Here is a 21696-nt window from a genome sequence, read left to right as displayed (position 1 = left end):
CGGTTCAGGCCAGCTCGGAAATCTCGATCAGGTTGAGGTCGGGGTCGCGTACATAGACCGAGCGGATTTTTTGCGTGGCGCCAGTGCGTACAACCGGCCCCTCGACAATCGGCCAGTGTTCGCGCTCCAGCCGTTCCATCACCTGCTGCAGGGGCACGCTGGCGATGAAACACAAGTCCAGTGCGCCCGGCACCGGCAGATGCGCCTTGGGCTCGAACTCGGCGCCCTTGACATGCAGATTGATTTTCTGGTTGCCGAACTTGAAGGCCTTGCGCTCCACCGGCGGCGTGCCACCGACAAAGCTTTCCAGCGTCATGCCGAGCACCCGGGTATAAAAATCGACGCAGGCGGTTTCGTTGGACGTGGTCAGTACCAGATGGTCCAGATGGTTAATCACGCGAACTGCTCCCGCAGGGCCGCCACAAATTCCGGCGCCGGATGCAGGTCCTCAATGCGCCCCGCCTTGGCCACCTGGCCCGGCACCTCGTGGCCGACGATCTGCGGCATCTGCCGCGCCACTGCCAGCAATCTGGGCAAATCGATGCCGGTGTCGTAGCCCATGGCGGCCAGCATGTGGATGGCATCTTCGCTGCTGATGTTGCCGCTGGCGCCGGGCGCGTAGGGGCAGCCGCCCAGGCCGCCCAGCGAGCCGTCGAAGCGCGTGATGCCGCCTTGTACCGCGGCCAGCACGTTGGCCAGACCCATGCCGCGCGTGTTGTGAAAGTGCAGGGTGAGCTGCAGCTGTTCAAAACGTCCTTGCAGCGCCTCCACCATGCGGCTGACCTGCGCCGGGTGCGCCATGCCGGTGGTGTCGCAAATCGTGACGCCTCTGACCCGGTCCTCGCCCAGCTCGGCAAAGCGGTCAACCCAAGCCAGCACGCTTTCCTGCGGCACATCGCCTTCCATCGGGCAGCCAAAGCAGCAGGACAGCGAGATGTTGATGGGCGTTTTTCCGTCAACATGCTGAATCACTTCCGACAGCGCCGCAAAACTGCGCGCCATCGGCATGCGCAGGTTGGCCAGGTTGTGCGTCTCGGAGGTGGACATGACAAGGTTAAGCTCATCGGCCCGTGATTCCAGCGCGCGCTCTGCCCCGCGCAGGTTGGGCACCAGCACCGTGTACTCGACACCGGGCACACGGCGTATGCGGCCCATCACCTCTTCGGCGTCGCGCAGCATCGGGATCGCCTTGGGCGAGGTGAACGAAGTCACTTCGATCTTGGCGTAGCCGCATTCGCTGAGGGCATCAACCAGCGCCACCTTGGTGTCTGTGGGGATGAAGGTGGGCTCGATCTGAAAGCCGTCGCGCGTCGCGACTTCATTGAAGAAGATCCGTGTTGTCATGATTGGGCTCCTGTAGCAGTGCATGAAACGATGCCTTTGTCCTTGAGGCCCTGAATCTGTGCGGGCGTGAGGCCGAGTTCGTGCAGCACGGCGTCGGTGTCCTGGCCCAGCACGGGGGCGTTGCGCCGGTGGCCACCGGGTGTGAGCGACAGTTTGGGCGTGATGCCGGGCACGGTCAGCGTGCTGCCATCGTCCATCTGCACGCTGTCCAGCATGCCGCGCGCCTGGTAGTGCGGGTCGGCGGCGATGTCGGCCACCGTGTAGATGCGGCCTGCCGGCACCGAGGCCTTGTCGAGCGCTGCCAGCGCCTCATCCACGGTGCGCTGCGCCGCCCACTGGCCGATGGCTTCGTCGATTTCGGCGACGCGCGCAACCCGGCCGGCGTTGTCTGCCAGCGCCGGGTCGGCGGCCAGGTCGTCACGGCCAATTACGGCCATCAGCCGCTTGAAAATGCTGTCGCCATTGCCGGCGATCAATGCATAACCTTCATCCTTGCAGCGGTAGGCATTGCTCGGCGCAATGCCGGGCAGGGCGCTGCCGGCCGGGCCGCGCACGGCGCCAAACGCGCTGTACTCGGGCAGCAGGCTTTCCATGCAGTTGAAGACCGCTTCATACAGCGCCACGTCGATCACCTGGCCGACGCCGTGGGCCGTGCGATGGTGCAGCGCCAGCAGGATGCCGATCACGCCATGCAGTGCGGCCAGCGTGTCGCCAATGCTCACGCCGACGCGCACCGGCACGCGGCCCGGCTCGGCCGTGAGGTGGCGCAGGCCGCTCATCGCTTCGGCCACCACGCCAAATCCGGGGCGGTCGCGGTAGGGGCCGGTCTGCCCGTAGCCGCTGATGCGCAGCATGATCAGGCGTGGGTTGAGTTTGAGCAGTTCGTCGGGCCCCAGGCCCCAGCCTTCCATGGCACCGGGCCGGAAGTTCTCGATCAGCACGTCGGACTCTAGCGCCAGCTTGCGCACAATTTCTTGCGCCTGGGGGTCTTTGAGGTCGAGCGCCAGCGAGCGCTTGTTGCGCGACTGCACCTGCCACCAGACCGAGGTGCCGTCCTTGAGCAGGCGCCACTTGCGCAGCGGGTCGCCCGCGCCGGGCGGTTCGATCTTGACGACGTCGGCGCCAAAGTCGGCCAGCGTTTTGGCGGCAAACGGCCCGGCAATCAGTTGCCCGAGTTCAAGAACCTTGAGGCCGGCCAGCGGGCCGGGATTGGCAGATGAGGTGGTGTCCATGGCTGCATAGTGTGCGGTTGCCACCCCCTGGCGTCCATTACTGTTTGTGGCGCGCGGCCTTCGCATTTTGCGAAGGCTGAATCAGAAAGTTCACCAGCGAAGCGATGGATGCATCACTTTCATTGCCGCTGGTGGCGACCAGCAGGCGGCGCTGCGCCCAGCTGTCTGCCAGCGGCCGCCAGCTCAGCTTCATGGCCTTGACGATAGGCAGGCTGGCCCCTTTGGGCAATATCGCAATGCCCAGGCCAGAAGCCACCATGTGGCACACCGCGTCAAAACTGCGCACCTGCATGCGCAGCTTGAGCGGCCGGTTGGCCGCCAGGGCCGCCTGCTGCTGCTTTTGCAGCATGGCGGCGCCGGAAGTCAGGCTGATCCATTCTTCGTCCAGCGTGTCGGCAAAGGCGATTGGCGCCTTGGTGCCCGCCAGAAGGTGTTTGCCGGGCAGCACCAGCACCAGTTCGTCCTTGCGGAAAAGATGGGTGTCCAGCCCCACGGTGTCGGGACCTTCGACAAATACCGCCACATCGGCACGGCCCTCGCGCAGGGTGGACACCACTGCTTCCGACACCTGCTCTTCCAGGTCGACGTGCACTTGCGGATGCAGCTCGCCGTAGCGAGCCAGCAGCGGCGGCAGGAACTGGCTGATGGCGGCGCTGCTGGCGCACAGGCGGATGTGGCGCGCGATGCCGCGCCGCAGGTCGGTCAACTCGGCGCCGAGCTGCTCCATGGTCTGCAGCAGCGTCAGGCCGTGCTTGACGAAGACGCGGCCGGCCGCGGTGGGCAGCAGGCCGCGCGCGTGGCGCTCGAACAGGGGGTCGCCCAGCGCATCTTCGAGTTCGCGGATGCGCCGACTCGCGGCGGCCAGCGCAAGGTGCGAATCGCGTGCCGCTGCGGTCAGGCTGCCGCTCTGGGCGCAGGCGACAGCCAGGCGGATGGACACCAGGTCAAACCTGGCGAGGTTGTAGGTGGCAGTGGCCACGGTGCTGCCGGCTCAGGCTTTCCTGGCCGGGGTTTTCGGCGAGGAAGCTTTTTTCGTCGCGGGCTTTTTGGCGGCGGTCTGGTGGACGTCGGCTTGGGGATCGTTGGTTTGGCGTGCTGCGGGTGCGTTTTCCGCGATCAGCACATCGAGGTTCCTGACGATTTCGCTCTCGATCTTGTCCTTGAAGGCGCCGAGAAAAAAACCGAGCCTGGCCTGCAGCTCGAAGCTGTCCGGGGTGACGGTGAGGGTGCCCGAGACGCCCGAGCGCTTGAAGCTCACTTCATCGGTGGTGGCGCCTTCTTCATAGACGCACTCCATGTCGAACTCTTCTTCGACCTGCTCGGCCCATTGAAAGGCCATCTTGCGCGCCTGCGTCAGGCTCAAGCCGTGCTGGCGATGGATGTGAATCTCTGCCATGGGCGTCTCCTTGCTTGTTGGTTTATTTATCGGTGTTATGGGTCTCAAGGGCCTGGCGCCGCGCTTCCTTGGGCAGGCCGGCCAGTCGCTTCACCGCATCATAAAACCGCTGCCAGTCGCCGCCTTCGCGCTTGAACAGTGCCTCAAAGCCGGGCACCAGTTCATCGTAGGCGGCCTGCGCGCCAAACGCGGCGTTGTTGGCCTGGGCGACCCAGGGGTCGTAGCCGGCAAAACCGCCCCAAGTGCTTTTGAGTTGCTCATACTGTTGTTTGAAATCTGAAATGGCTATGCTTTTCATGGCAACTTGCGCGGCTCTGGCGGGCGCTGGGGCCCAATTTAAATCGTAAACTGCATCCAGCCTGTGCCGCGTGGCCCGCACCAGCGCCTGGAATTGCTGGCGCCGGCTGTCAAAGGCCGCATACTCGGCCCGGGCCGCCGGGCTGGCCTGGGTGGCCAGCCAGCGCTGGCTGCCCAGCCGTTCCACCGCCGTTGCAAATGATTCGTTGAACATGGTGTCATCGTGGGCGTAGACCACCTGGTGCGCCAGTTCATGAATGATCAGCCGGGCCAGCTCGCCTTCGGGGTAGGCGATGAAGGTGTTGAGCAGCGGATCGCCGCCGGCCCAGTTCAGCCAGCCCAGGGTGGAGTAGGCCGGCACGCCGAAGACGCCGACTTCCAGCCCCGCGGTTTGCAGCCGTGCCGCTTCGGCGCGCGCCTCGGCTTCGGAAAAATAACCGCGGTAGCCCACGCAGCCCGCCACGGGAAAGCACCAGGTCTTGAGGGTGAGCGACAACTCGGGGGCCGCCACCACGTTCCACACCACGGCCCGGCGCTCCAGGTCGGCGTAGCGGCGGTAGCTGGCGTTGTCGGGCAACTTCAGTTCGCTCGCGGCAAAACTGCGGATGCGCTGGCTCAGGGCCAGCCGGTTCTTGAGCTGCTCGGGGGTTTGCGCATCGTCCAGCCAGTCGCTGACCGGGCGTGCTGCATTCATCATCTGCAGGTGGCCGCTGACCGACTGCCAGTAGTAGCCGATACCGGTGCAGCCCGACAGACCCAGGGCGGCGATGGCTGCCATGGCGGTGGCCCGGATGGCGGGCCAGGTGAGGGCCACTTGGGCCACCCGGGTTTTCACACCACAGGCTCCCCGGGCTGGCCGGCCTGAACTTCAACCAGGCAGTCGTAAAACACCGGCCCACGGCCCAGGTCGGTCAGGTGCTGGCTGGTGAGTTGGTTGACGTTGGTGCCATCGAGCCCCAGCTTGCGCCACCAGATGCCCAGGCCGTTGACCACGCCGGGGCGGGCGCGCGCCGAGACTTCTGCCTTGACGCGGTATTTCCCGCGTGCATTGAACACCGTGACGACGGCGCCGCTGCTGATACCGCGCGCTGCCGCGTCGTCGGCATGCATCTCCAGCACCGGCTCGCCCTCGATGTCGCGCAGGCTTTTGACATTGACAAAGCTGGAGTTGAGAAAGTTGCGCGCGGGCGGCGAGATCATGGCCAGAGGGTACTGGCTGGATGCGCCTGGTGTTTCGTAATTGGGCACATGGTCGGGCAAGCCGTCCAGGCCAAGCGCGGCCAGCCGCTCGCTGAAAAACTCGCAGCGGCCCGAGGGCGTGGGGAAGATGCCCGCGGCGAACGGTGCATCGGGCAAATTCAGCGTGACAAAGCCCTTGTCCAGCAGTTGCCCGAAGTCGATCCTGTCGCCATAGACGGTACGGCACAAGGTCTCGTCGTCCTCGGAAAAGCAGGGCTCGGTAAAGCCCATGCGGGCCGCCAGCTCGCGAAAAATCTGGGTGTTGGGTTTGGCCTGACCGAGTGGCGCGATGGCCGGGCGGTTCAGCAGCGCGTCGGTGTGGCCATAGGCGCTGTGTACATCCCAGTGCTCCAGCTGCGTGGTGGCGGGGAGCAGGTAGTCGGCGTAGTCGGCGGTGTCGGTCTTGAAATGCTCCAGCACCACGGTGAACAGGTCTTCGCGCGCAAAGCCCGCCACCACCTTGCCCGATTCGGGCGCCACCGCCACCGGGTTGCTGTTGTAGACGATGAGGGCTTCAATTTTCGGCCCGAACGGGGCGGAAGTTTCGGCCAGCAGCGCGTTGCCAATCGTGCTCATGTTGATGGTTCGCGGCTGGCGCCCCTGCAGAAGATCGGGCCGTTGCAGTGCGGCCTTGTCCACCGGAAACTGCCCCGAACTGCTCAGCAGCACGCCGCCGGCGCGGTGCCGCCAGGCGCCAATCAGCGCCGGCAGGCAGGCCACCGCGCGGGCCGCGTTGCCGCCGCCGCGCACGCGCTGCATGCCGTAGTTCAGGCGAATCGCAGCGGGTTGCCGGTTGACAAAACACTGGCCATAGTCGCGGGCCAATGCCCTGATCTGCTCAACCGGCACGCGGCACACCTCGGCGGCGCGTTCAGGGGGCCATTGCAGGGCACGTTCCTTCAGCGCCTGCCAGCCCAGCGTGTGGCGGGCAATATAGTCATGGTCCAGCCAGTCGTGGGTGATGAGTTCGTGCATCAGCGCCAGCGCCAGCGCCGCGTCGGTGCCGGGCAGCAGCGCGATGTGTTCGTGGCATTTCTCGGCGGTTTCGCTTTTGCGCGGGTCTATACAGACCAGTTTGGCGCCATCGCGTTTGGCCTGCTGCGCATAGCGCCAGAAATGCAGGTTGCTGCCAATCGAATTGCTGCCCCAGATGATGATGAGCTTGGACTCGGCAAAAAACTCCACCCGCATGCCAACCTTGCCGCCCAGGGTTTGCGTGAAGCCTTCGCCGCCCGCCGTCGCACAAATCGTGCGGTCCAGAAACGACGCGCCGAGACGGTTGAAGAAGCGCGCCGCCATGCTTTCGCCTTGTACCTGGCCCATGGTGCCGGCATAGCTGTAAGGCACGATGGCCTCGGGGTTGCGCGCGGCGATGGCCTTCAGGCGCCCGGCAATGTCGGTGAGTGCGGCCTCCCAGCTCACCGGCTCGAATTGGCCCGAGCCCTTGGGCCCCACACGCCTTTGCGGCTGCAGCAGGCGCTCGGGGTGGTAGGTGCGCTCGGTGTAGCGCGACACCTTGTTGCACAGCACGCCGCCCGTTTGCGGGTGCTCGGGGTTGCCGTGCACCTTGACGGCCACGCCATTTTCCACCGTCGTGAGCAAGRAGCAGGTGTCGGGGCAGTCGTGCGGGCAGGCGCCGCGCACCTGGACGGTCTGACTGTCAGCCTTCACGAAACTAACGCTAGGGGAGATGCTGATGGTATTGCGCATGGTGTAACTCTATATTGACTGCCATATCGGCAATCAGGAAAAGGGTAATTCATGTCTGTGATCAAAAACGGCGGGCAAATGCTGAAAGCCCTGGCTCGGGTGTCCATGGTAACGGCCCTGCTGGCTGCCATGGCCGCCATGGCAACAGGGGCCAGCGCGCAGGATGGCTTGAGCAAAACCACTGTCACGCTGGGGCAGTCGGTGGCCATGACCGGTCCGGCTGCCGTGCTGGCACTGCCGTTTGCGCAGGGTGCCAGGCTTTATTTTGAGCGGGTCAATGCGGCGGGCGGCATCCATGGCCGCAAGATCGAGCTGATTACCGCGGACGATGCCGGCAACCCCGAAACGACCTTGGCCAATACCAAAAAGCTGCTGGACCAGCGGGTTTTTTCGTTGTTTGGCTATTACGGCTCACCCCAGGTCACCGCCGTCAATCCCCTGCTCAAGGACAGCGACTTGCTGCTGTTTGGCCCCATGGCCGGGGCCGACGAGTTGCGCGGCTCGCTCTATCCCAATGTGTATTCGGTGCGACCCGGTTACTCGGAAGAGGCGATCGTGATCACGCGCCATGCGGAAACCCTGGGGATGCGCAAGCTGGCCATATTGCATGCCAAGGATCCTGAATCGCTGGCGGCGCTGGACTCTGCCGAGCGCACCATGACCGGTTTGGGCGCCAACTTGTTGCTCAAGGCCCCGCTGGAGGGCGCCGACAAAGTGCTGGCGGTCAAAGCGGAGTCCGTGCTTTTGATCAGTGCCCCCAAAGGCGCAGCCATCGCCATCCGCGACTTGCGCAGCAAGGGCTACAAAGGGCCTATCTACGGGTTCTCCAATACCGGGGAAAGCCTGCTGGCCGATCAGCTGGGGGCAGCGGGCTCGGGCGTGGTGGTGGTGCGGGTGACGCCCAAGTCAGACAATGCCAAAAGCAGCCTGGTTCGTGAGCTGCAGGCCGAGGCGGCCGCGGCCAAGCTGGGCAAGTCCAATGTCTACATGCTCGAAGGCTATATCGCCGCCTGGGCCTACACCGAAGCCCTGCGCAAGGCCGGCAAGGAGCCCACCCGCGTCAAGCTGCGCAAGGCGCTGGACACCATGCAGGAGATGGACCTGGGCGGCTTCCGGATCCATTTCGACGGCGACCGTGTGGGCTCCAAGTTGGTGGAACTGAGCCTGATTGATTCGCAGGGCCGCGTGCGGGAGTGAGTCTGCGCGAAAGCCCTTGTCGGGCTGTGGCCTGTTCACACTAAAACGGGAGTGCGAAGGAGGGGGTGATTGAGACTCTGGCCTGATTTTCAGCCCTTCCGGAGAAATTATTGACGTTTTCGTAAATCATGACACCAAGCCGTTCGGGCTGAGCTTGGCCTGTCCTGAGCTTGGCCTGTCCTGAGCCTGTCGAAGGGTCGAAGTGGCGAAGCCCTTCGACAGGCTCAGGGCGAACGGTAATACGGTACTTGTCGCTATTTATGAAACTCTCGATAAGAGCCGGCCCGCTCAGTTATGCTTGAATGTCGTCCCCAGACCGGAGACTTTCCCTCCCCTATTGATGTCTTCTCTCCCCTCATCCCTGCTTGCGCTGATCAGGCTCATTCGGCCGCACCAGTGGCTTAAAAATGGTTTTGTGTTTGCCGGCCTGGTGTTCAGCCAGGCCTGGCAGGACGGCCCCCTCGTCGGGCGCGTCCTGCATGCCTTTGCCGCGTTTTGCTGCGTCTCCAGCATGGTCTACATCGTCAACGACTGGCATGACCGCGCCAGCGATGCCCTGCACCCTGAAAAAAGCCGCCGGCCGCTGGCCAGCGGCAGGGTTTCCGTCCCCGTGGCGCTGGTGCTGGCGGGCCTGCTGCTGGCCAGCGGGCTGCTGCTGGCCGCCGGCAACCGCACCCTGCTTGCGCTGCTCGCGGCCTATGTGGTGTTCAATCTGGCCTACTCTTGGCGGCTCAAGCAGGTGCCGGTGGTCGATGTCTCCATCATCGCGTCGGGTTTCATGCTCAGGCTGCTGGCGGGCACGGTGGCTGTTGGGATTCCGCCTTCGCGCTGGCTGCTGCTGACCGGCATTTTTGTGGCGCTTTTTCTGGGCTTTTCCAAACGCAAGGCCGAAACCTTTCATGAGGAAGCCAGCCAGCGCGCCGTGCTGGCGCATTACCCGTCGGCCCTGCTCGATACCTTCATGGCCGTGACCATGACGGCCACACTGACCAACTACAGCTTGTTTGCCACCAGCCCCGAGGCGCAGTTGCAGCATGGCGAGCGCCTGCTCTACACCGTGCCCGTCGTTATTTTTGGCATGCTGCGCTATACCTACCAGGTGCACCGTGGCCGGGGCGAAGACGTCGCGCGCGACCTGCTGAGCGACCCGTGGATTCTGGCGGCCGGCGTGTTGTGGATGGCCATCTTTCTGGGCCACCGGCTGTGACACCCGAGGACGCACCGCTGGCGGCGCGCCCTTCGCCCACCGGCAAGGCAGACGAAGGGCCGGTTCATCTGCCTATCAAACAGCTGCTGCTGGTGCTGGGTGTGGTGGCCACCGCCTACGCGGCCGCCCTGCTGGTGTGGGGCGACAGCCCGCGGGCCTCGCTGGCGCGCCTGGGGTCCTGGACCGGCGTGCAGGCCATCGCGTTGTGCCTGCTCAATTACCTGCTGCGCGGCATGCGCTGGCGCTTGTGGATGGCGCACTACGGGCGCCATTTTGGCTGGGCGAAGGGCCTGCGCCTGTACCTGGCGGGCTATGCCTTCACGCCCACCCCCGGCAATATCGGGGAGGCGGTGCGCGGCCTGATGCTGGCGCGCCAGCCCCTGGGCGCCGGGCAAAGTCTGGCGATTTTCGGTGCCGAGCGGCTGGCCGATCTGCTGTGCCTGCTGCTGCTGTGCCTACCCGCCGTGTGGTGGATGCTGACGCATGGCGCGGTGCGGGCGGCGCCCCTGTTTCTTGCCGGCCTGGTGGCAGCCGCTGTGTTGGTGGCCGCGATCCTGCTGGGCCTGGTGCTCAGGTACCGCGCCACGCTGCGCCATCGTTTTGCGTGGCTGAAAGAGGCCTGGCATTGCCTGGCGGTGCGTCCGCTGACCTGGTTTGCGCTGACCCTGACCGCCTGGGCTGCGCAGGGGATGGCGGTCTGGCTGATCTCCCGTGACCTGGACATTCACCTGCCGCTGCTGACGGCGACGGGCTTTTACGCCGTGGCCATGGTGGCGGGTGCGCTGTCTGCCTTGCCCGCCGGCCTGGGCGGTACCGAAGCCGTGCTGACCGGCCTGCTGGTGGCGCAGGGCGCGACCCCCGGCGAAGCCCTGACCATCACCGTGCTGACCCGCCTGCTCACCCTGTGGCTGGCGGTGGCCATCGGCGTGGTGGCCTTGCTTTATAGTGCGGCCATTCGCAAGGAAATCAGCTTCCGGTAAAACCTGCCGACGGCCCCAGCTTGCGCCCATCGCGCCCATAGCGCCCCTTACGTCTTTTGCGCCCTTGAGTCAGCCTTCCATGCCCCAGAATCACATCCTCCCTCCACTAGCCGTCACGCTGCGCACCACCTCATTGAGCCGATGGCTGCTGGGCGTGGGGCTGGCGTCGTTGCTGCTCCGGCTCTGGATTTCCGCGACATTCCCGATCAGCGGGGACGAGGCTTTCTTCTACTGGTGGGGCGTCTACCCCAACTGGGGCTACTCGGACCATCCGCCCATGGTGGGCTGGCTGATCGCCCTGATGCGTGCCACGTTCGGCGACAGCATCTGGTCGATTCGCCTGCCGGTGGTGCTGCTGCCGCTGGGCGTGGGCGCTGCGCTCTGGTTGGCGCTCAAGCCTCTCGACCGGGAGCGTGCGGCCTGGGCCGTGCTGCTGTTCTGGCTGGCGCCGCTGAACTGGCTCAACACCCTGATCACCACCGACACGCCGCTGATTTTCTGGTCGGCGCTGTCGGTGGCCGCCTTGCTGCGCGCCGAGCGCCGCGAGCAGCTTGACCGGGCGGCCTATGGCCTGTACGCGCTGTCGGGCCTGTTTCTGGGCTGCGCGTTTTTGTCGAAGTATTTCTCGGTGGTGCTGGGCCTGACCTACCTCGTGTACTTTGCGCTCTACCGTCGCCAGCGGCTCGCGGGCTTTGCCTTGCTGGTGGTCTGCGCGCTGCCCGGACCGGCCATCAACATCGCCTGGAACATGTCGCACGGCTGGCCGAACATCATGTTCAACGTGTACAACCGCAACGAAGAGGCCTCGTTTGAGTGGCGCAAGCCCTTGCTCTATGTCGTCATGATGGCCTACCTGATCACGCCCGTGGCGGTGTGGCTGGCTTTCAAATACCGCAAGGCGCTGGTGGCCAGCGCGGCGCTGGCGGCGCCGGCCCAGCGCCTGCTGGCTTGCCTGGTGGTGGTGCCCCTGCTGTTTTTTGCGCTGCTGTCAGCCAAAAAGGTGATCGGCCTGCACTGGGTGCTGTCGTTCTACCCCTTCGGCTTTGCGTTTCTGGCGTTTGCCTTGCCGGCCGACAAACTCAAGACCGCAGCCAAGGGCCTGGCCGTGTTTGCGGGCCTGCATGTGCTGGTGGTGGCCGGCCTCTACCTGACCACGCTGGACACCTGGCGCAGCACCACGCTTTATCCGCAAATCATCCGCAGCTATAAAACCGCCGAGATCCTGCGGCAAGTCAGCAGCCCGGGCGTGGTGCTGATGGGCGATGCCTTCACGCCGGCCTCGATTTACGGCTTTGAGCGCCGGCAGTACATGCCGGTGTTTGGTGTCGGGAAGTTCCATTCCCGGCAGGACGATCAGCTGGTTGATTTTTCGCTCTACCAGGGCAAAACCATACGCGTCATCACGTTCGGCAGCCCCAGGCTGGAGGACTTCCAGCCCTATTTTGAAGCGGTGCGTGTGCTCAGCTTCACACAGAATGGTGCGCCGTTTTATGCGGTGGAGGGCACCGGATTCAACTACCAGGCCTACCGTGAAGGCGTGCTGGGGACTATTTTCAAGCGCTACTACAACATACCCTCCGCATTGCCGATGACCGGGTGCCCGTTTTGCGAACGCTATTGCGGGCAAGTGCGATGTCCGAGGTAGCTGGCCCCGTTGTCGCCGCGTTTGACTTCGACGGTACGCTGACCCGGCGCGACACTCTGCTGCCGTTTCTCGCCCGTGGCCTGGGCTGGCCCGGATTTTTACGGGCCCTGCTGCTGAGCGGGCCGTGGATGGCCGGTTATGCGTTGAAGCTGGTACGCAATGACGTGGCCAAGGCGCGCCTGCTCAAAATGGCGCTGACCGGGCGCAGCAGTGTCGAGGTGGCGCACTGGGCGGCTGACTGGGCCGGGCGTGACTTGCCGCACCAGCTGCAGGACTGGGCCATGGCGCGGCTGGCGCAGCACCGGCAGGCCGGGCACTGCTGCGTGATCGTCAGTGCGTCGCCCGATATTTACCTGCAGCACGCGGCCCGGCAACTGGGTTTTGACGCGCTGATCTGTACCGGCCTGGAGGTGGTGGATGGCCGCCTGACCGGACGCATGAGCACCGCCAATTGCCACGGCGAGGAAAAGGTGCGCCGGCTCAAGGCGTGGCTGCCGGAACGCTTTGGCGCGGACGCCGCCAGCCAGGTCACGCTCTATGCCTACGGCGATACGGCGGGGGACAAGCCCATGTTGCGTCTGGCCCGGCATGCTTGGTACCGGGGGGAGCCGTGGAGTGATGTGTCGTCGCGGAGTGAGTGAGCTTTCTCGCCCTTAGGGGTCAGGCGTCGTTAGCTATTGAATTTATAGCGGGTTGACTCTGCTGAGGGTTGCTGGCCGGGGGTAGCCCGGCGGCTACTCACTTTCTTTTGCGTTCGCCAAAAGAAAGTAAGCAAAGAAAAGGCGACCCTGCTGTCTGCGTCCCTTCGCTGCGCTGCGGGCAGCCTGTGGTGCTCGGTCCAGGCGGGGTCTCGCTCAACTCGCCTGCGGCTCAGACAATCGCGATCCCTGATCCGCCTGGCCCTGTGCTCCTCGGCGCAGACAGAAGGGGGGTGGGTGCAGGTACGGATGCGGGTTCGGGGTCAGCCCCCACCCCAACCCTCCCCCAGCGGGGGAGGGAGTGAGGCGTCGGTGTAGTTTTTTGTCTTTTGACTTTCCCCCCAAACCCGTCCTGGCTGGGCCTGTGCTGCGCCAGAAAAGCGGGATCAGGGCCGCGCGCTGTTTGAGCCGCAGGCGAGTTTGYGCGGACCCCCGCTTTTCTGGCGCAGCGCAGATTGCCCGTAGCGTAGCGAAGGGACCCAGACTGCGGGTCGCCTTTCTTTTCCTTAGGTTTCTTTGGCGAAGCAAAGAAAAGTAAGTCGCCCGCCGGGGCGAGACCCGGGCATGCTCGCAAACAGCGCGACTTGACCCTGCCAGCGGCATCAAGACGGAGGCGCAGCAAAAATACATCAACGGCAGTTTTGAACTGCGACCTTTGATGATTTGGGCGGTAAAGTCTAAATAAAGACGGACCTAATTTGCTATAAAAACATAGCAAAAGGCCCGCGCACGTTGCGACACACGGACCTGGCTGAGCGCAGGAAACTCAATCTTCCAGTTCAGCCTTCGCCATCTCGACATCCAGCCGTTCGCAGGCATCCATCGGCTTGCTGGCCGCCGCCTGCTCATACAGCTTCGTCGCCTCCGCCATTCTCTTGTCGCCTTCGAGCATGACCAGGCCGTTGGCATATTCGACCATGGCAATCGCGGAGCCGGGGTTCAGTTTCAGCGCGTCCTTGTACAGCACCAGGCCAATGTCCTTTTTGGCGCCGTAGGTCATGCCGCCTATCAGCGAGCCCACCTTGTCGATCACTTCGGCATGAAAAGCCGCCAGCGCGATATGGGCATCGGCATGCTTGGGTTGCAGCTTGATGGCTTGCTCCAGTGCATGTTTGACCTTGCTGCCCAGGCCCTGCGCCAGCGCCTTGGCCACACTGATGCCCTGGCTGTAGCGCCCGAGGGCATAGGCCTGCCAGTACCAGGCATTGGGATTTTTGGGGCCGGCCGCCTGCTGCGCCTCGGCGCGCGCGGCGACTTCCATGAACAGCTCGAGCTTGGTCTTTTCTTTGGTTTCGAGGTAGTTGGCGTAAATGCTGGCGGCCTTGTTGGCGACCGTGAGGCCGTGGCCACCGACCTTGAGGCCGGCCTCTGCTGCCTTTTGAAACTCGCCATTGTGAAAAAGTACCCAGGCCTCCAGCACGTCCGCCTCTTGGGGCAGGGGCTCGCAGTCCCCTTGGTGCAGGCGGGCCCAGTTCTTTTTCAGGCTGGCGGCATTCAACGTGTAGTCGCCAGCGTGTGGAAAAGCGGTCCATTTGGCCATGGTGTTATCTCCTTGATTAACGTTGTTGGTGTTATGGGTGAGGAAAGCGAAATTGGGAAGTGGGAAGTTGGGGGGGCGGGCAGTGGTTGGCAGGGCTCACGCCGGGGTGTTGTAGGCGCTTATCAGGGCCTGCAGGTGGGCGCGCTGGCCCTGTTCGAGGTAAGGAATCAGCAGGTTCAGCACGTGGTGCGCACCGCGCAGCAGCGCGGCCTGCGCGTTGCCCGGCTCCAGGGCGTTGCGCGGGTCGCGCACGTACTCGAAGCTGAGCCAGTAGGTCAGCACCACCACCATGCTGGTGGCCGTGGCTTCCACCTCGCGCGAATCAATCGTCACGGCGCCGGCGCGGCTCATGCCGTCTAGCAGGGCCTTGACAGCGCGGGTCTTGTTTTTGAGCACCCATTGAAAGTGGGTTTCCAGCCGGCGGTTTTTGCTCAACAGGTCGTTGAGGTCGCGGTACAAAAAGCGGTATTGCCAGATCAATTCAAACAGCGTGTGCATGAAAAACCAGGCGTCTTCAACATTGCGCACGCCGTCGCTGGCATTCAGGAGCTCGGTCAACGAGCGCTCGTAGCGGTCAAACAGGGAGTTGATCAGCTCGTCTTTGGCGGGGTAGTGATAGTAGAGATTGCCGGGGCTGATGCTGAGTTCGGCAGAAATCAGCGTGGTCGAGACATTGGGCTCGCCAAAGCGATTGAACAGGTCCAGCGTGACCTCCAAAATCCGCTCTGCAGTACGGCGCGGCGCTTTTTTCGCCATAAATTGTCTACCTCGTTTTGTTCTGTACTCTAACCCAGAGCCCCCCGGCGCGGAACTGGGGAAGTCCAGCGGCAAAGCCCGCCGACGGGCGGCCGATCATACAGCCATGTAGCCGTGCATGGCTCAACCCCATACCCTTCAGTTAACTGTTCGCCGGACAGGCGTAAAAAAAGGGACGCGCGTCCCTTTTTCAAAGCGCCGAATGCGCCGGGTGCTCAAGCGGATTTGCGTGCGGTGGGGCGCTTGGCGGCCGCGGGCTTGGCTGCTGTGCTGGCCGGCTTTTTGGCCGCAGGTTTTTCAGCTGTCCTGGCAGCAGGTGCCTTGCCGTACATTTTCTGCATGTTCTTGTTGAGTTCGTCAATGCGCGCAGCCAGGGCGTCCACGTCCTTCGCAGACGGCACGCCGAGCTTGTTCAGGGCTTTGGCCACGCGCTCTTCAAAAATATTCTCCAGCTTGTCCCACTGATGGCCGGCCTTGGACTGGATGTCGGTGGCCATGTTGGTCATTTTGCTGGTCGCTTCAGAAATCTTTTCTTCAGCAGCCGCCTGCGTTTTGCGCTGGATGGTCAGGCCTTCCTTGACCAGGGTCTCAAACACTTTCCCGCCTTCTTCCTGGGCCTTGGAGAAAGCCCCCAGGCCGGCCAGCCAGATTTGCTGGGCGGACTCCTTGACGGCGCTGGCCAATGGAGGAGCCGCTTTTTTGTCGGCACTCATTCTTTGCAATTTCTTGACCATGATTGTCTCCATGCTGATGGTGGATATGAGGTGCTGCGCGGTGGGTGTACTGCGCACGCAGCAAATATAAGGCCTTCAGGTGCCGGTGTTTAGATGCCGGGTTCTAGAAAACCAAAAAAGCTCAAAGCCCCCGCACCGGGACACGGGTTTCTGCTGAATGGCGGCTACCATGGCTTGGGCAAGAATCGGCTTTCTGACCGCCGGTTCAGCACGCGTCAGCACAAGACACAAGGACAATCGCAATGCATTATTTCGTCACGGGAGCCACCGGCTTCATTGGTAAACGCCTGGTTAAAAAACTCCTGGAGCGAAAAGGCAGCACCGTTCATTTCCTGATCCGCCAGGAAAGCGCGGGCAAATTGGCCGCACTCAGGGCGTACTGGGGCGTGAGTGCCACGCGGGCGGTCGCCGTGCATGGCGACCTGACCGGAAAAAAGCTCGGCGTCAGCAGCGAAGACATCAAACAACTCAAGGGGCAGGTGAGTCATTTTTATCACCTGGCGGCGGTGTACGACCTGGATGCCGACGAAGAAAGCCAGATCGCCGTCAACATTGACGGCACCCGCAACACCGTCGAATTTGCCAAGGCCATCGAGGCGGGCCACTTTCATCACGTGAGCTCCATCGCGGCGGCAGGCCTGTATGAAGGCGTGTTCCGCGAGGACATGTTTGAGGAGGCTGAAAACTACGAGCACCCGTATTTCATGACCAAGCACGAGAGCGAAAAAATCGTGCGCAAGGAGTGCAAGGTGCCCTGGACGGTGTTTCGGCCGGCCATGGTGGTCGGCGACAGCACCACCGGGGAAATGGACAAGATTGACGGCCCTTACTATTTCTTCAAGCTGATCCAGCGCATGCGGCAACTGCTACCGCCCTGGATGCCGGCCGTGGGGCTGGAGGGCGGGCGCGTCAACATTGTTCCGGTCGACTTCGTGGTCGATGCACTGGACCACATCAGCCACCTTCCCAAAGACAAGAGTGACATTGCCAAAAAATGCTTCCACCTGGTGGATCCGGTGGGTTACCGCGTCGGCGATGTGCTCGACATCTTCAGCCGGGCCGCCCACGCACCGAAGATGAACCTGTTCGTCAATGCCGCCCTGCTGGGCTTCATTCCGCGCGGCGTCAAGAAAAGCCTGATGGCGCTGGCACCGGTGCGCCGCGTGCGCGCCGCCATCATGGCCGACCTTGGCCTGCCCGAGGACATGCTGACCTTCGTGAATTACCCGACCCGGTTTGACTGCCGGGGCACCATGGCGGCGCTGAAGGGTTCCGGCATTGAATGCCCCAACCTCAAGGACTACGCGTGGCGCTTGTGGGATTACTGGGAGCGCCACCTCGACCCCGACCTGCATATTGACCGCACGCTCAAGGGCACGGTCGGCGGCAAGGTGGTGCTGATTACCGGCGGCTCTTCAGGCATTGGCCTGGCGGCAGCGCACAAATTTGCCGAGGCCGGCGCCATCACCGTCATCTGCGGCCGCGACCAGGACAAGCTGGATGTTGCCTGCAAAGAAGCGAAAGCCAAAGGCTATAGCTTTGTCGCTTACCCGGCCGATATTGCCGACATGGCAGACTGTGACCGCTTCCTCAAGGAGTTGATCGCCAACCACGGCGGCGTCGACTTCCTGATCAACAACGCCGGACGCTCGATTCGCCGCGCCATTGAGGCCAGTTATGACCGTTTTCACGATTTCGAACGCACCATGCAGCTCAATTACTTTGGCTGCCTGCGCGTGACCATGGGCCTGCTGCCCGGCATGGCGGCCAAACGCAAGGGCCATGTGGTCAACATCAGCTCCATCGGCGTGCTGACCAATGCGCCGCGCTTTTCGGCCTACGTGGCCTCCAAAGCCGCGCTGGACGCCTGGACGCGCTGCGCCTCCAGCGAGTTTTCCGACCTGGGCATTGGCTTCACCACCATCAACATGCCGTTAGTGCGCACGCCCATGATTGCGCCCACCAACCTCTACAACAACGTGCCCACCCTCTCGCCCGAAGAGGCCGCCGACATGATCGCGCAAGCCTGTATCTTCAAGCCGGTGCGCATTGCCACCCGCTTGGGCATTACCGGCCAGGTCATGCACGCGCTGGTGCCGCGCATCGCCCAGATTGCCATGAACACCAGCTTCCGCATGTTCCCTGACTCATCGGCCGCCAAGGGCGAGAAGGGCGGTAAGGGTGAAAAGAGCGCCAAGCCGCAGCTGTCGGCCGAGGCAGTGGCCATGCAGGAGATGATGCGCGGGATTCATTTCTGATCCCGTTTTTTGATCATGTGGTCGTCCTTGGCCGTTGACAAACAGGTCGTTCTTATGGGCAGGCGACCACGGTTACACCGCTAAAACGGTCTTTCCGTGCGTCGCGCCGGATTTTGGCGGGAGACTGCACTCGCTATGTGGTTGGTTGTAAGTCCCGGTTTACAACTGAAACTGGATGATGCGGTGGGATAATCGCCGGGTCAAGGGTGACTGCCCTGCTGCGTCCTTCAGTGACCTCCCTCAAAGGCTTGCATGATTTTCGTTACCGGAGGCGCCGGCTTTATTGGCGCCAATTTTGTGCTCGACTGGCTCGCGCAAACCGATGAGTCTGTGGTCAATATCGACAACCTGACCTACGCGGGCAACCTTGAAAACCTCTCCTCCTTGCAGGCTGACCCGCGCCATGTCTTTGTCAAGGGCGGCATCGGCGATTCCGCGCTAGTCACCCGGCTGCTAGTTACCCACCAGCCCAGAGCCATCCTCAACTTTGCGGCCGAGTCGCATGTAGACCGTTCCATTCACGGCCCGGAAGACTTCATTCAGACCAATATCGTCGGCACGTTCCGCCTGCTGGAGGCCGTCAGGGCGTATTGGGGCGGCTTGCAGGGTGATGCCAAGGCGGATTTCCGCTTTTTACATGTGTCAACCGACGAGGTCTATGGCTCGCTCGCGCCAGCGGACGCCGCCTTCACGGAAACGCACCGCTACGAGCCCAACAGCCCGTACTCGGCCAGCAAGGCCGCCAGCGACCACCTGGTGCGCGCCTACCACCACACCTATGGCCTGCCGGTGCTCACCACCAACTGCAGCAACAACTACGGCCCCTACCATTTCCCCGAGAAGCTCATCCCCCTGATGATCGTCAATGCCCTGGCCGGCAAGCCCCTGCCGGTGTACGGTGACGGCATGCAGGTGCGCGACTGGCTCTACGTGAAAGACCACTGCAGCGCCATTCGCCGCGTGCTGGAAGCCGGCAAAACCGGCGAGGTCTACAACGTGGGCGGCTGGAACGAAAAGCCCAACATCGAGATCGTCAATATCGTGTGCACCCTGCTTGACGAATTGCGACCCCGCGCCGACGGCAAAAACTACGGCGAGCAGATCAGCTACGTCAAAGACCGCCCCGGCCACGACCGCCGCTATGCCATAGACGCCAGCAAAATCCAGCGCGAGCTGGGCTGGAAGCCGGCTGAAACCTTTGAGACCGGTATCCGAAAAACCGTCCAGTGGTACCTGGCCAACCCCGAGTGGGTGGCCCACGTGCAAAGCGGGGCCTACCGCGAGTGGACGGCCAAGCAGTACGGGCAAACCCAAAAGGCTACGGCTTGAAAATCCTGCTCTTCGGCAAAAACGGCCAGGTCGGCTGGGAATTGCAGCGCAGCCTGGCTCCCTTGGGTGAACTCACGGCGCTCGACCGCCACAGCACAGACCTGTGCGGCGACCTCAGCAACCTGCAGGGCTTGGCTGCCACGGTGCAAGAGCTACGGCCCGACGTCATCGTCAATGCCGCCGCCTACACCGCCGTAGACAAGGCCGAAAGTGAGCCTGCACTTGCCCGCACGCTCAATGCGCTGGCCCCCAGCGCGCTGGCGCAGGAGGCAGCCAGGCTCGGCGCACTGCTGGTGCACTACAGCACTGACTACGTGTTTGACGGCAGCGGTATCCGCCCCTGGACCGAGGCCGACACGCCGGCGCCGCTCAGCGTCTATGGCCAGACCAAGCTTGAAGGCGAGCAGCTCATCCAGGCGGCCAGCCCGCGCCACCTGATCTTTCGCACCAGCTGGGTCTATGCCGCGCGCGGCGGCAATTTCGCCAAAACCATGCTGCGCCTGGCGCAGGAGCGCGAATGCCTCACCGTGATCAACGACCAGTTTGGCACCCCCACCGGCGCCGAGCTGCTGGCCGACGTAACCGCCCATGCCATCCGCCAGGTACTGCAGCGCCCCGCTGATGCCGGCCTTTATCACCTGGCGGCCAGTGGCGAAACCAGCTGGCATGGCTATGCAAAATACGTCCTCGCCCAGGCAGAACGGGGCCATGAACAAGGGAAGTTAGCTATAAAAATAATAGCCAAAGCGGTGGACCCCGTTCCCACCAGCGCGTTTCCCACACCCGCCAAACGGCCCACCAACTCTCGGCTAGACACCACCAAGCTGCAAACCGCCTTCGGCCTGACCCTACCGCCGTGGCAGCAGGGCGTGGACCGCATGCTCGCTGAAATCCTCTGAACGCAAAGCAGGAACACATGACCCAACGCAAAGGCATCATCCTCGCCGGGGGCTCCGGAACCCGGCTGCACCCGGCCACGCTGGCCATCAGCAAGCAGCTGCTGCCGGTGTATGACAAGCCCATGATCTACTACCCGCTGAGCACCCTCATGCTCGCGGGCATGCGCGACATCCTCGTCATCAGCACCCCGCAAGACACACCGCGTTTTCAGCAACTGCTGGGCGACGGCAGCCAGTGGGGCCTGAACCTGCAATACGCCGTGCAGCCCAGCCCAGACGGCCTGGCGCAGGCTTTCGTCATCGGCGAGCAATTCATCGGCAACGCGCCCAGTGCGCTGGTACTGGGCGACAACATCTTTTATGGCCATGACTTCCAGGGCCTGCTGGCCAGTGCTCACCAACGCACCGCCGGTGCCACGGTATTTGCCTACCATGTGAACGACCCCCAGCGCTACGGCGTGGTGGCGTTTGACGCCCAGGGCAAAGCCAGCAGCATCGAAGAAAAGCCCGTCCACCCTAAGAGCAGTTACGCCGTCACGGGCCTCTATTTTTACGACAACCAGGTGGTTGACATCGCCAAGGCCGTCAAGCCCAGCGCCCGCGGTGAGCTGGAAATCACGGCGGTCAACCAGGCCTACCTGGAGCATGGCCAGCTCGACGTGCAAATCATGCAGCGTGGCTATGCCTGGCTCGACACGGGAACCCACGAAAGCCTGCTTGAGGCGGGCCAGTTCATTGCTACGCTGGAGAATCGTCAGGGCCTGAAAATCGCTTGCCCGGAAGAGATTGCCTGGCGCAACGGCTTTATCACCGCAGAGCAGTTTGAAAAACTTGCGCAACCATTGGCAAAAAACGGCTACGGCCAGTACATGCTGCGCTTGTTGAAGGAAGAGATCCAGAAATGAAAAATCACCCCGACCGGCGAGTTCGGGCGGGGGTTTGATGTCACGAATTGAGCTGGACCCACTACTGCACCCGACAAATAGATGCGATGTTTGTTGCGGCTGCCTTGGTGTCTCCTTCCCCCTCTGGGGGAAGGCCGGGATGGGGGTCGGATAGGCGCGATGCGGTTCAGTTAAGCACCCAAACCCCGTTCGGGCTGAGCTTGTCGAAGCCTTGTTGGCCTGCGGCCCGACCCTTCGACAAGCTCAGGACAGGCCGAGCTCAGGGCGAACGGCTTAACTGAACGGTATTGCGGTGCACAGATCCCCCATCCCGCCTTCCCCCAAAGGCGG

The 21696-nt window shown here is 63.1% G+C and carries 19 protein-coding genes; 9 read left to right on the top strand and 10 right to left on the bottom strand.

Annotation, left to right across the window (positions count from 1 at the left end; translation table 11 throughout):
- Positions 1-4 precede the first annotated feature (4 nt).
- From AC1DUB_RS06120 to AC1DUB_RS06090, 7 genes are read right to left on the bottom strand one after another with little or no spacing between them, the layout of a single operon-like run.
- Positions 5-397 (bottom strand): VOC family protein, encoded by a 393-nt coding sequence (locus tag AC1DUB_RS06120; protein ID WP_477728757.1) that lies wholly within the window; start codon positions 395-397, stop codon positions 5-7.
- The gene (locus AC1DUB_RS06115) at positions 394-1344 is read right to left on the bottom strand and encodes a hydroxymethylglutaryl-CoA lyase (protein WP_477728756.1); all 951 of its coding nucleotides are present in this window, start codon (positions 1342-1344) and stop codon (positions 394-396) included. The genes AC1DUB_RS06120 and AC1DUB_RS06115 overlap by 4 nt, the downstream gene beginning before the upstream one ends.
- Positions 1341-2576 carry a CaiB/BaiF CoA transferase family protein gene (locus AC1DUB_RS06110; protein WP_477728755.1) on the bottom strand — a complete coding sequence of 412 codons (1236 nt, stop codon included), beginning with the start codon at positions 2574-2576 and terminating at the stop codon, positions 1341-1343. The genes AC1DUB_RS06115 and AC1DUB_RS06110 overlap by 4 nt, the downstream gene beginning before the upstream one ends.
- Before the next feature lie 37 nt (positions 2577-2613).
- Positions 2614-3555 (bottom strand): LysR family transcriptional regulator, encoded by a 942-nt coding sequence (locus AC1DUB_RS06105; protein ID WP_477728754.1) that lies wholly within the window; start codon positions 3553-3555, stop codon positions 2614-2616.
- A 12-nt stretch (positions 3556-3567) separates the two neighbouring features.
- Positions 3568-3972 carry a polyhydroxyalkanoic acid system family protein gene (locus AC1DUB_RS06100; RefSeq protein ID WP_477728753.1) on the bottom strand — a complete coding sequence of 135 codons (405 nt, stop codon included), beginning with the start codon at positions 3970-3972 and terminating at the stop codon, positions 3568-3570.
- Positions 3973-3994: 22 nt separating this feature from the next.
- Positions 3995-5047: an aminopeptidase gene (locus AC1DUB_RS06095; protein WP_477728894.1), complete on the bottom strand. Its 1053-nt coding sequence runs from the start codon at positions 5045-5047 to the stop codon at positions 3995-3997.
- Between the two features lie 53 nt (positions 5048-5100).
- Entirely contained in the window at positions 5101-7218 is a 2118-nt protein-coding gene (locus AC1DUB_RS06090; RefSeq protein WP_477728752.1) for a molybdopterin-containing oxidoreductase family protein, read from the bottom strand.
- 51 nt (positions 7219-7269) lie between these two features.
- Here AC1DUB_RS06090 and AC1DUB_RS06085 point away from each other — a divergent pair, with 51 nt between their 5' ends.
- The 5 genes from AC1DUB_RS06085 (at position 7270) to AC1DUB_RS06065 (ending at position 12888) form a co-directional block, all read left to right on the top strand.
- On the top strand, positions 7270-8415 hold the full coding sequence (locus tag AC1DUB_RS06085) for an ABC transporter substrate-binding protein (protein WP_477728751.1): 1146 nt from the start codon (positions 7270-7272) through the stop codon (positions 8413-8415).
- A gap of 340 nt (positions 8416-8755) precedes the next feature.
- Complete coding sequence (locus AC1DUB_RS06080; RefSeq protein ID WP_477728750.1) at positions 8756-9622, top strand: decaprenyl-phosphate phosphoribosyltransferase; 867 nt, start codon at positions 8756-8758, stop codon at positions 9620-9622.
- The gene (locus AC1DUB_RS06075) at positions 9619-10602 is read left to right on the top strand and encodes a lysylphosphatidylglycerol synthase transmembrane domain-containing protein (RefSeq protein WP_477728749.1); all 984 of its coding nucleotides are present in this window, start codon (positions 9619-9621) and stop codon (positions 10600-10602) included. The genes AC1DUB_RS06080 and AC1DUB_RS06075 overlap by 4 nt, the downstream gene beginning before the upstream one ends.
- Before the next feature lie 79 nt (positions 10603-10681).
- Positions 10682-12247 (top strand): ArnT family glycosyltransferase, encoded by a 1566-nt coding sequence (locus AC1DUB_RS06070; protein WP_477728748.1) that lies wholly within the window; start codon positions 10682-10684, stop codon positions 12245-12247.
- A complete protein-coding gene (locus AC1DUB_RS06065; protein WP_477728747.1) occupies positions 12235-12888 on the top strand; it encodes an HAD family hydrolase in 654 nt (217 codons plus the stop codon). The genes AC1DUB_RS06070 and AC1DUB_RS06065 overlap by 13 nt, the downstream gene beginning before the upstream one ends.
- An 823-nt stretch (positions 12889-13711) precedes the next feature.
- Here AC1DUB_RS06065 and AC1DUB_RS06060 read toward each other — a convergent pair.
- The 3 genes from AC1DUB_RS06060 to AC1DUB_RS06050 all read right to left on the bottom strand — a co-directional run bounded on the left by AC1DUB_RS06060 (position 13712) and on the right by AC1DUB_RS06050 (position 15975).
- Positions 13712-14485, bottom strand: a complete 774-nt coding sequence (locus tag AC1DUB_RS06060; protein WP_477728746.1) for a hypothetical protein — start codon at positions 14483-14485, stop codon at positions 13712-13714.
- A 96-nt stretch (positions 14486-14581) separates the two neighbouring features.
- Complete coding sequence (locus AC1DUB_RS06055) at positions 14582-15241, bottom strand: TetR/AcrR family transcriptional regulator (RefSeq protein ID WP_305637144.1); 660 nt, start codon at positions 15239-15241, stop codon at positions 14582-14584.
- A gap of 215 nt (positions 15242-15456) precedes the next feature.
- Complete coding sequence (locus AC1DUB_RS06050; RefSeq protein ID WP_477728745.1) at positions 15457-15975, bottom strand: phasin family protein; 519 nt, start codon at positions 15973-15975, stop codon at positions 15457-15459.
- A 242-nt stretch (positions 15976-16217) separates the two neighbouring features.
- On the opposite strand from AC1DUB_RS06050, the gene AC1DUB_RS06045 reads away from it, so the two are divergent.
- The 4 genes from AC1DUB_RS06045 (at position 16218) to rfbA (ending at position 21366) form a co-directional block, all read left to right on the top strand.
- The gene (locus tag AC1DUB_RS06045; RefSeq protein ID WP_477728744.1) at positions 16218-18233 is read left to right on the top strand and encodes an SDR family oxidoreductase; all 2016 of its coding nucleotides are present in this window, start codon (positions 16218-16220) and stop codon (positions 18231-18233) included.
- 252 nt (positions 18234-18485) lie between these two features.
- On the top strand, positions 18486-19562 hold the full coding sequence (gene rfbB, locus AC1DUB_RS06040; RefSeq protein WP_477728743.1) for a dTDP-glucose 4,6-dehydratase: 1077 nt from the start codon (positions 18486-18488) through the stop codon (positions 19560-19562).
- Positions 19559-20461: a dTDP-4-dehydrorhamnose reductase gene (gene rfbD, locus AC1DUB_RS06035; RefSeq protein ID WP_477728742.1), complete on the top strand. Its 903-nt coding sequence runs from the start codon at positions 19559-19561 to the stop codon at positions 20459-20461. Before rfbB ends, rfbD begins: the two co-directional genes overlap by 4 nt.
- 17 nt (positions 20462-20478) lie before the next feature.
- Entirely contained in the window at positions 20479-21366 is an 888-nt protein-coding gene (gene rfbA, locus AC1DUB_RS06030) for a glucose-1-phosphate thymidylyltransferase RfbA (protein WP_477728741.1), read from the top strand.
- Positions 21367-21696 lie beyond the last annotated feature (330 nt).

The organism is Polaromonas sp. P4_F9, assembly GCF_056401235.1.
The sequence above is the reverse complement of the archived record's forward strand: the minus strand, read 5'-3'. Positions and strand labels throughout refer to the sequence as shown.